6 protein-coding genes are annotated in these 10,597 nt (G+C 60.6%); 5 read left to right on the top strand and 1 reads right to left on the bottom strand.

Features of this window, described 5'->3' with window-relative positions:
• The 5 genes from IGW04_RS19255 to IGW04_RS19235 form a co-directional block, all read left to right on the top strand.
• On the top strand, nt 1-581 hold a 581-nt coding region (locus IGW04_RS19255; protein ID WP_194714716.1), incomplete at its 5' end, for a CoA transferase.
• Between the two features lie 374 nt (nt 582-955).
• Entirely contained in the window at nt 956-4,693 is a 3,738-nt protein-coding gene (locus tag IGW04_RS19250) for a hybrid sensor histidine kinase/response regulator (protein ID WP_194714715.1), read from the top strand.
• Between the two features lie 828 nt (nt 4,694-5,521).
• Nucleotides 5,522-5,710 carry a hypothetical protein gene (locus IGW04_RS19245; RefSeq protein ID WP_194714714.1) on the top strand — a complete coding sequence of 63 codons (189 nt, stop codon included), beginning with the start codon at nt 5,522-5,524 and terminating at the stop codon, nt 5,708-5,710.
• Between the two features lie 170 nt (nt 5,711-5,880).
• The gene (xrtE, locus tag IGW04_RS19240) at nt 5,881-7,485 is read left to right on the top strand and encodes an exosortase E/protease, VPEID-CTERM system (RefSeq protein ID WP_194714713.1); all 1,605 of its coding nucleotides are present in this window, start codon (nt 5,881-5,883) and stop codon (nt 7,483-7,485) included.
• A 3-nt stretch (nt 7,486-7,488) separates the two neighbouring features.
• The gene (locus IGW04_RS19235) at nt 7,489-7,716 is read left to right on the top strand and encodes a hypothetical protein (RefSeq protein WP_194714712.1); all 228 of its coding nucleotides are present in this window, start codon (nt 7,489-7,491) and stop codon (nt 7,714-7,716) included.
• Between the two features lie 526 nt (nt 7,717-8,242).
• On the opposite strand, the gene katG is transcribed toward IGW04_RS19235, so the two are convergent.
• Complete coding sequence (gene katG, locus IGW04_RS19230) at nt 8,243-10,432, bottom strand: catalase/peroxidase HPI (RefSeq protein ID WP_194714711.1); 2,190 nt, start codon at nt 10,430-10,432, stop codon at nt 8,243-8,245.
• Nucleotides 10,433-10,597: the final 165 nt, after the last annotated feature.

Genomic DNA, 10,597 nt, shown 5'->3' with positions numbered 1-10,597 from the left:
ATCCGCAGTATCCGCACGAGATGGAAGCGTTCGCCGACAAGGTCACGCCGCGCGGCGGCAATGCCGGCGGCGGCGGCCAGCCGGGCTGGATCCTGAAGTGCAAGGGCTGGGAGACCGACCCGAACGCATACATCTACTTCACGGTGCAGGGCCATGCGTGGGAGCCGATCTGCGACGCGCTGGGCAAGCCGGAATGGAAGACCGACCCGGCCTACACCACGCCGAAGGCGCGCCAGCCGCACATCGACGAGATCTTTGCCACGATCGAGGACTTCATCAAGGACAAGACCAAGTTCGAGGCGGTGAACGTGTTCCGCAAGTTCGACATCCCGTGCGCGCCGGTGCTGTCGATGAAGGAGCTGCTGGTGGACGAGTCGCTGCGCAAGTCGGGCTCGATCGTGGAAGTGGACCATCCGGTGCGCGGCTCGTACTTCACCATCGGCAGCCCGATCAAGTTCTCTGACCTGAAGCCGGAAGTGACGGCCTCGCCGCTGCTGGGCCAGCATACCGACGAGGTGCTGGAAGAGCTGGGCTACAGTTCGCAGCAGATCGCCGCGATGCACGAGGCCAAGGCGGTTTAAGCAGCCTCCTGAGCTTATCTCCAGAATCGCGTCCGGCTTCCGACAGGGGGCCGGACGTTTTTTTGCTTTTTTCTGCCGCGCCGCCGGCCCGGCCCGACCGGACGGCATGGACGAGGCCTGCTTCAATGCTTCACGGTCTGCCCGGCAGGTCAGGGCTTCCTGATTCGTCGTGCCGGGCCAGCGCCCCGCATTGTCGCGGCGCATGCCGTCTTCCTCCCCGCAATGTAAAATGCGCGACGGTGCTGGGGCGCCATTGCCCGGATCGGCGATACACCTGCTTGCAACACATCTGACCGCACTGACAACCGTGTCCGCCACCGCGGTCCTGCACGCCCTCTCAACCGTCCTCCGTCAACATCATGCGTACCAGTCATTTGGCCACATCCTCCTTTGCCAAGTCGCTCGGCGACTCGCCCAGCGCCCTGGCGATCCTGTCCAATGACTGGTCGACCAGCTCGCTGGGTCCGATCGATGCATGGCCAAGCCATCTGCGGCTGGCCGCATCGATGCTGACCCGGTCGCCGACGCCGATGGCGCTGCTGTGGGGGGAGACCGGCGCCCTGATCTACAACGATGGTTATGCCAAGGTGCTGGGCAACAAGCATCCGGGCGTGCTGGGATGCAACCTGGCCGATGTCTGGCCGGAAGCGGCCGACTTCAACCTGGGCGTGCTGCACAGCGTGCAGCAAGGCCAGTCGCTGAGTTACCGCGACATCTCCTTCCTGCTCACGCGTGATGGCGTGGAATGCCGCTCCTGGTTCGATCTGGATTACTCGCCCGTGTTCGATGACACCGGCGCGGTGGCCGGCACGCTTGCGGTCGTGATCGAAAAGACCGAACTGGTGCTGGTGACCCAGGCACTGGAGCAGGAGCGCGCGCAGTTCGTTGCGCTGTTCGAGCAGGCGCCCACCTTCATGGCCATCCTGCGCGGTCCAGAGCACAGGATAGAGCGCATGAATCCTGGATATGCCAGGCTGGTTGGCCACCGCGACGTGCTGGGCAAGACAGTGGCCGAAGCCCTGCCCGAAACCAGGGCCCAGGGTTTTACAGACCTGCTCGACAAGGTTTTTTCGAGCGGCGAAGCATTCGCGGGAACCGGGGTGCGCTACACGATGCAGTTCGAACCGGGCGGCCCCGTCGCCGAGCGCTTCGTCGACTTCGTCTACCAGCCGCTGAAGGATGCGGACGGCGCCGTGACCAGCATCTTCGTCGAAGGCGTCGACGTTACTGACCGCGAAACGGCGGCCGCGGCGAAGAGGGAATCCGATGCCAGGAACCGCCAGATCCTCGACAGCGCAATCGACTACGCCATCGTGGCCTTCGATCTGGAAGGCCGCGTCACGCGCTGGAATGAAGGCGCGCGCCGGGTGCTGGGCTGGACCGAAGGCGAGATGCTGGGCCAGGAAGGTTCCTGCTTCTTCACGCCGGAAGACCGGGCCAACGGACGCCTGCGCACCGAAATGCGCTGTGCCCTGGCGCAAGGCGCCGGGAACGACGAGCGCTGGCATGTGCGCAAGTCGGGGGAGCGTTTCTGGGCCTCGGGCGAGATGACGCCGATCCGCGATGAACGTGGCATGCCGATCGGTTTCGTCAAGGTGCTGCGCGACCGCACCGAGCAGCATCGCGCGGCGCATGCGCTGCGCGAGTCCCGGCTGCGGCTGGAAAAGGCGCAGGCCGTGGGCGGTGTCGGCACCTTCACGGTGGACCTGGCCAGCGGCGTGCTGCTGGGCACCAGCGGCTTCCAGCGCATTTTCGGCCTGCCGGACCATGAACAGATGCCGGTGGCCGCGCTCGAGGCGCTGGTGGTGCAGGAAGATGCCGCCGTGCCTTCGGCCGCCTCGATGCGGCGCGGGCAGGCGGCGCCGATGAATGCCGAATACCGCATCCGCCGCGCGAGCGACGGCGCCCTGCGCTGGATCGCCGGCAAGGCCGAATTCGAGCGCGACGAGGCCGGCCGCACCAGACGTCTGGTGGGGGTGGTCCAGGACATCACGGACCGCAAGGACGCCGAGCAGGCGATACAGGAGAGCGCGGCCCAGTTCCGCCTGCTGGCGCAGGCCATGCCCAACCATGTCTGGACCGCTGCGCCCGATGGCAACCTGAGCTGGTTCAATGACCAGGTTTATGAGTACAGCGGCGCCGACGCGGGCGCATTCGACGGCGACGGCTGGACCGCGAGCGTGCATCCGGAGGACAGGCCAGCCGCGGCGGCGCTGTGGCAGCAATGCGTGGCGCTTGGCGCGCCGTACGAAACGGAATACCGGATCCTGCGCGCCGATGGCCAGTATCTGTGGCATCTGGTGCGGGCATCGCCGCTGCGCGGCGCCGATGGCGCGATCAATCTCTGGATCGGCGCCAACACCGATATCCATGAACGCAAGCTGCTCGAAGCGCAGAACACGCGCGAGCGCAACCGGATCTGGAGCCTGTCCCAGGAGCTGATGCTGATCTGCGATTTCCGGGGCATCATTGCCGCAGTCAACCCGGCAACCACCCGCCAGCTCGGCTGGTCGGAACAGGAAATGGTCGGCCGGGTGCTGGGCGAATTCCTGCATCCCGAGGACCTTGCCAGCACCGCGGCCGAAGTCGGCAAGCTGAGCACGGGCGTCAAGACGCTTGCCTTCGAAAACCGCTATCGCCACCGCAACGGCGGCTACCTGCTTTTGAGCTGGACCGCGGTGCCCGACGGCGGCATGATCCACGCCGTGGCGCGCGACATTACCCGGGAACGCAGCGCCGAGGATGCGCTGCGCCAGTCGCAGAAACTGGAAGCGATCGGACAGCTGACCGGCGGCGTGGCGCATGACTTCAACAACCTGCTGGCCATCATGCGCAGCTCGATTGACCTGCTGCGGCTGGTGCAGCTTACCGACGAGCGCCGGCGCCGTTACATGACGGCCATTTCCGACGCGATCACCCGCGCCACCAAGCTCACCGGCCAGCTGCTCGCCTTCGCACGGCGGCAGGCCCTGCAGCCAGTGGTATTCGATGTCAGGCACAACATGGAGATGGTCAGCGAGATGGTCGGCAGCATCACCGGGGCGCGCATCGCCAGGGAAGTGCAGCTGGATGCCGCCGACTGCCTTGTGCATGCCGATCCGAACCAGTTCGATACCGCCATCGTCAACCTGGCGCTCAATGCCCGCGATGCAATGGATGGCAGCGGCCGGCTGGCGATGGCGGTGTCGCGGGTATCCGGCATTCCGGCCGTGCGCGGCAATCCGCCGGTCGAGGGGGAATTCGTCGCGGTGTCCATTGCCGACACCGGCGTGGGCATCCCGCCGCAGTTTCTGACGCAAATCTTCGAGCCCTTCTTCACCACGAAAGGCACCGGCCAGGGCACCGGCCTTGGCCTGTCGCAGGTGTTCGGCTTTGCCAAGCAGTCGGGCGGCGAGATCCTGGTGGAAAGCGAGGTCGGCGCCGGCACCGTATTCACCGTCTACCTGCCGCGCGCGCTTCAGGCTGCGCGGAAGCCCGACATCCCGGATGCAGACAGTACCATTGCGAAGGGACCGGGTGGCCGCATCCTGATCGTCGAAGACAATCCCGACGTGGCGCTGTCGGTCGAGCGGACGGTGGAAGAGCTGGGCTATGTGTCGCAGGTGGTGGCCAGCGCCGAGCAGGCGCTGGCGGAACTGGCACGGGAAGACGCGCGCTTTGCCGCGGTGTTTTCCGACGTGGTGATGACCGGCATGAACGGCATCGACCTGGGCAAGGAAGTGCGCCGCCTCTATCCCTCCCTGCCCTTCGTGCTATCCAGCGGCTACAGCTATGTGCTGGCGATGAATCCGGACCATGGCTTCACCCTGCTGCCCAAGCCGTATGCGCTGGAAGAACTGGCCTCGACGCTGAAGGACGCGATCGCCGGCGCCGGCGCGCCGCCGCGACAACCGGGGCCGGCCGCGCCTGATCGGCATGCGGAGGAACAGATTGGCAACCAGGCGCTGCTGCGCCACGCGCAACTGGATGCCATGCAGGCGCTCGACAGCGACGAGGAAAAAGCCTGCGACGAACCGACCCGGCTGGCGGCCAGTTTTTGCGATGCGCCGATCGCGTCAATCTCGCTGCCCGATGGCGACTGCCAGGGGTTCAAGTCGCGGGTCGGCACGTAACTGCTGCAAACGACGCCCGGGCATGCCTGTTCATGTCACCATAAAACTTCCGTTTGGAAGATATGTCCTTAAACAAGCGCGTGTACGTATAGCGATATGACTTCCATTTACAAGATTAGCATTACATAAACGTGACCACTTAGCCTATTTAAAAGCTCTTGATACTGCAGAACACGAAGGCATATATTTTTTGACTTAATTTGTGCTATTGCTCAATAAACTAAAGACAAAAATTCACTGCCAAATGTGATTGCGAAAGAAGAATTCGGTGCATGCCATGACGCATTTGAAGCGTTAGAGCGCTCTCGGCTTGACTGGCTTAAACGAGACCGAGGCAAATTGGCCCCGGAACAAGGGGTAGGCAGGGGTTTCGCAAAGCATTGCCTTGCGCCTGCGTACCAGTTTGCGCCCGCAGGCGCAGACGCGCCCTGCAAGGGCGGCGAAGAGTCGTAGCGGGCTACGGCGAAGAGCCGCAACGCAGTGCCGGGGCCAGTTTGGCCGGTATCGACAAGCTAGTCAGGCCGAAAGCGCTCTAGGTATTGCTTCCAGCACGGATTCTTTTCAAACCGCAAAAGAGGCTAGATGTTATGCCGTGAATGGAATCTGTTTCCCTGAATCCAACCACAACGGTATGTACTTACGGATATAACCCATTGCTCCCATTTATATTGCCAAGCCCCGGCGTCCGCTTTGAAACTGTACTCAGGCTTGGCGATATGGTTAGGTCAAACAGAGTATGTGCTGCGTCAAAAACACTGAATTACTGCATGCTACTTTGCATTCTAAATGATTGGTGAATCATCACTCTTCATTAACAGGAGATAAACTATGTTACGCAAAATAGCACTCACTACCGCCCTGCTCGTTCCGCTGCTAGCCTACGCAGAAGGCAACGGGAATGCCTACGCCTATGGCCACAGCAAACACGCGCCGGAAATCGATGGGGGCAACATCGTGCTGGCCATTGCTCTGCTGGGCGGCATCCTGAGCCTGACACGGCGACGTGACAAGCGCTAAATCTTGTTTAGAGCACACTGGCGGCAAATCTTACGGCTGCCAGTGAAAAGTTCTGTCTGTCGTCCGGACGTGGTCATGGGGTCCGATTTGTGTGGAACCTAAGCCGACCGACCTCGCTGATCAAAGAGAAATTGCCAACTCCTCATCCGATACCGCCGGCGCGTGGCAACGTGGCACCGCTCGTCGGCTGGCGCATCCCGCCCGGTCGTCGTGTCCTGCTGCTGCTAGCAATGTTTGCCGCACAGGTTGCGCTGCTCAAGCTGATCATTCATCCCCGTGCCGACGGTTTTTTTTCCGTGCCCGGAGGCCTGTTCCAGCTTGTGCTGTATTACAGCCTAGGATTTTGCCTGCTGATATCGACCCGGGTCACAGCGCTCTGGTGCCTACTAGTAGATGCGGCGCAGGAACATCGCTGGCTGCAGAGGCTAATGCCGCAGTTGGCCAGCACCTTTCTGCTCGTCTATTGCGCGAGCCGGCTCTTTCCTACATCGTTTAGTGACGCGCCGAACCTGACGTGGCCAGCATCGGCCTGGTGGGTCGGCTTGCTGGCACTGGTGGTGGGAATGAGCTGCTGTTTTTCAATGGCTTCCATTGCGCCAAAAAGCTTCTGGTTCCAGTTTATTCGGACGGAATGGACGACGCTGCTGCTTGCAGGTGTTTTCCCCCTCAGCCATTTCCTGGTCTATACGCTCATAGCGCGATCCGAAGGCTGGCTGGCCGCGCCAACCGTGGCAGTAGTGAGGTTTCTGCTCGATTTCGTGTACGCCGATGTCTACACCGATTTTCCAGCCAGAATCGTAGGCACGCCTAACTTCGTTGCGATAATCGACCACCTTTGCGCAGGCTATGAGGGTATAGCCATGATAACGGTCTTCCTGATGTGGTACCTCCATAGCTTTAAACGCGACTTCCGCTTTCCTGCAGCGCTGCTGTTGTTCCCGCTTGCCGCGGTGCTGATCTGGCTCTCCAACTGCCTGCGCATCGCGGTGCTTGTCGGCATCGGCACATCGGGGCACTCGGAAATGGTAATGGAAGGCTTCCACGCCAATGGCGGCTGGATTTGCTTCATCTTGGTGTCGCTGGGCATGGTAGCGCTGGCGCGGCGTAGCAGCGTTTTTTGCCGCAGCGCCGCCCGTCGCACGTTTACCATCGATGCCGATAGCGCACTGGTGATCCCGTTGCTGGTGATGCTGGCAGCCACGCTGCTCACATCGGCCATGTCGGCTGGTTTTCCGTGGCTGTATCCGCTCCGGGTGCTTGCCACCACCGTCGCCATGGCGCTGCTGTGGCGGCAGTTCCGGCTCGACGCCCTCGCACCTCGTCTGTTCCCGGTACTGGCAGGCGTACTGGTATTCGTGTTCTGGATCGTGCTAGTGCCGGCATCGGCTGACGCCGACCGAGCATTTGAGGCGAGCCTGTTTGCGGTGCCAGTGGTCTGGTCGGCGGCATGGATAGCGTTGCGGTTAGCAGGCGCGGCCGTGGTAATCCCAATCGCGGAGGAACTGGCGTTCCGTGGCTATGTGCCACTGTTCTTCCGGGGCGGCGACCATGCATTCAGACCTGGCGGCCCGATCCACTGGGCGCCTTTCATCGCGTCCTCCCTGTTGTTCGGCGCGCTGCACAGCTTCTGGTTCGCCGGTGCGCTGGCGGGCGCTGTCTATTACCTGGTAAGGCAGCGATCGGGAAGTTTGTGGGACAGCATTGTTGCGCATGGCACGACCAACCTGCTGCTGTCCCTCTACGTTTTCGCCAGTGGGCACTGGTCGTACTGGTAGCCTTTGGCTGCCAAGCTGGGCGGCTACCTATTGGCTCAAAAAGGTGTGCACTTCAGAGCGCGGCTTGATGCCGATGGTCGCCATCATGTTGTGCCGTTGCGAACCTTGATTTCGGTCTGCCCGGCAGCCACCCTGATGGCGCCCAGAAAACAGGCCGAATACCCCAGTGCAAAGATTTCTCAGGGTTTGCGCCATCTCATCCCGGTCCACCCAATTCCTTTGGCACAGTGAACCGCAGCGCCATCGTTCCGTCAGCAAGTACGGTCTTGCCATCACGGCCACCACCATTGGCCGTAGCCGTTGCCTTGTACTTTGCTTGTACCGTCATCGTCATTTCCTTGACAGCATTTAGACAAATTGAGTCGCTTGCTCCCGGAAATCAACGCAAGGGAGACCTCATGCCAATCCCAACCCATAACGCCCGATGAAACCGCGTCTTTTTCCGTCTGGCTGCGTTGGGATCTTCGTCAATAGCTGGGCTATTGACTCCTCACTTGTCTTGCCAGGCGAAAAAATCCATCGGTTTCATCCGGGACGTCATGGATTGGGATTGGTATAAAGAGGCAGCGCCTTCCATCGAAAATTCCCCGCAATCGGAAGCATGAGCGAGCTACCCAGATCAGGCTGCGTATCGGCGAAGGAGGAGCAGCTTTTGAGACTCAATGTGGAACGCTGTCGCATGAGCAATGGAAGGCATCCAACAAGTAAAAAAGGGCTACCCACCTGCGCGGGTAGCCCTTTTTATCGTATTGCCAGATCAGGCAGCCGTGGCACCTCTCAAATCGAAACGGTCCAGATTCATTACCTTGGTCCAAGCCGCCACGAAGTCCTGCACGAAGTGCTCTTCACCGTCGCGTGCCGCATACACTTCGGATAGGGCGCGCAACTGCGCATTGGAACCAAAGATCAGGTCGGCCAGGGTCGCCGTCCATCGCCGCTCCCCCGTTTTTCGATCCGTGCCTTCGAACACGCCGGGCGAACCTTCCACCTTCTTCCATGCCGTACGCATGTCAAGCAGGTTGACAAAGAAATCCGGAGTCAATGAGCCTGGGCGGTTCGTAAACATGCCGTGCTCCACATTATTGGCATTGGCGCCAAGTGCTCGCATACCGCCGACGAGAACTGTCATCTCAGGTGCGGTCAAGGTCAGCAAGCTCGCCTTGTCAATCATGCCGTTGGCTACATGATCCTCGCCACCTTTACGAAGATAGTTGCGGAAGCCATCAATGGCCGGTTCCAATACCTCGAATGAATTGACATCCGTCTGCTCCAAGGAGGCATCCGTGCGTCCAGGGGTGAAAGGCACGTTGATTTCATGTCCGGCTTTCCGCGCAGCGGCTTCTACTGCGGCGCAGCCGCCCAGCACAATCAGATCCGCCAACGAAATACTCTTGCCATCTGCAGCGGCGCTATTGAAGTCCTTTTGGAGGTCTTCCAGCCTGGCCAGTACTGATGCCAGTTCGGCTGGATCGTTGGCTTCCCAATCTTTCTGCGGCGCCAATCGGACTCGCGCACCATTGGCGCCACCGCGCAGGTCGCTCCCGCGGAAGGACGAGGCGGAAGCCCATGCTGCTTTGACCAATTGCGGGATTGTCAGTCCGGAATCGAGCATGTTCTTTTTTAGGGCCGCAACGTCCGTATCGTCGACCAAAGGATGGCCAACCGGCGGCACTGGATCCTGCCAAAGCAGATCTTCCTGCGGCACCAAGGGGCCGAGGTAGCGCACCTTTGGTCCCATGTCACGGTGTGTCAGTTTGAACCAGGCCCGGGCAAAAGCATCGGCGAACTCCTGCGGATTCGCCATGAATTGACGGGAGATCGTTTCATACGCCGGATCGACGCGCAGCGCCATATCAGCAGTGCTCATCATCGGTTGATGCAGCTTGCCGGGAACGTGAGCATCGGGCACGGTGCGTCCGGCATCCCCCTTGGGTTTCCACTGATGCGCGCCGGCCGGACTCTTGGTTAACTCCCATTCGTGGCCGAACAGGGTTTCGAAATAACTCATGTCCCACTGGGTCGGGGTCGGCGTCCAGGCGCCTTCCAGCCCACTGGTAATCGTGTGCGCACCGATGCCGGTTTCGTAGGCGTTCTTCCAGCCAAAACCCAGTTCTTCAACATTTGCGCCTTCCGGTTCGTGGCCGACGTGGTGGGCCGGACCGGCGCCGTGGCATTTGCCAAAAGTATGTCCGCCGGCAACCAATGCTACTGTCTCATAATCGTCCATTGCCATGCGGCCGAAGGTATCGCGGATGTCGCGCGCCGATTGGGCGGGATCCGGATTGCCGTTTGGTCCTTCCGGATTCACATAAATCAGGCCCATCTGCACTGCTGCCAGCGGCTTGGCCAGTTCCCGCTCGCCGCTGTAGCGCTCGTCACCCATCCAGGACGATTCCGGACCCCAATCCACAGGCGTCGGCTCCCAGATATCTTCGCGGCCGCCACCGAAACCGAACGTCTTGAAGCCCATCGATTCCAGTGCGACGTTGCCTGCCAAAATCATCAGATCGGCCCAGGACAGCTGTTTGCCGTACTTTTGCTTGATTGGCCAGAGCAGGCGGCGCGCTTTGTCAAGGTTGCCATTGTCTGGCCAGCTATTAAGCGGTGCAAACCGCTGCTCGCCGGAACGGGCGCCACCGCGGCCATCGAAGATGCGATAGGTACCGGCCGAGTGCCAAGCCATGCGGATGAAGAAGGGACCGTAATGGCCGTAGTCGGCAGGCCACCAGTCCTGGGAATCAGTCATCAGTGCATGCAGATCTGCAATGACAGCTTTCAGATCGAGTTTTTCGAATTCTCTTTTGTAATCAAAATCCTCAAGCATGGGATCACCCAGTTTTCCGTGCTGGTGCAGCATGCTGAGGTTCAACTGATCTGGCCACCAATGTGCATTGGTGCGGGTTTGCTTTTTCTCGTGTGCGACCGGGCACTTCGCTTCTTCGGACATGGGACGTTCCTTTAACGAATGAATTTCAACGACCAACTTCATCCATGGAAGTCGGTCAGCTGCACTAAAAATGGAGATCAAAAGATCCAGAGCTATTGATTACTTCGGTTCAACCGGAAAGTCATTATATTGATTTCGCTGCAATGTACGGGAAGGCTGATGTCC

It is taken from the genome of Noviherbaspirillum soli, assembly GCF_015352955.1.
In the GTDB taxonomy this organism is placed as follows: Bacteria; Pseudomonadota; Gammaproteobacteria; order Burkholderiales; family Burkholderiaceae_D; genus Noviherbaspirillum_A; species Noviherbaspirillum_A soli.
This window is presented reverse-complemented; position numbering and strand designations above follow the sequence as displayed.

Coding starts and splice junctions, on each gene's coding strand:
- IGW04_RS19245 (WP_194714714.1), top strand. CDS start 5,522: ATGTTACGCAAAATAGCACTCACTACCGCCCTGCTCGTTCCGCTGCTA.
- katG (WP_194714711.1), bottom strand. CDS start 10,432: ATGTCCGAAGAAGCGAAGTGCCCGGTCGCACACGAGAAAAAGCAAACC.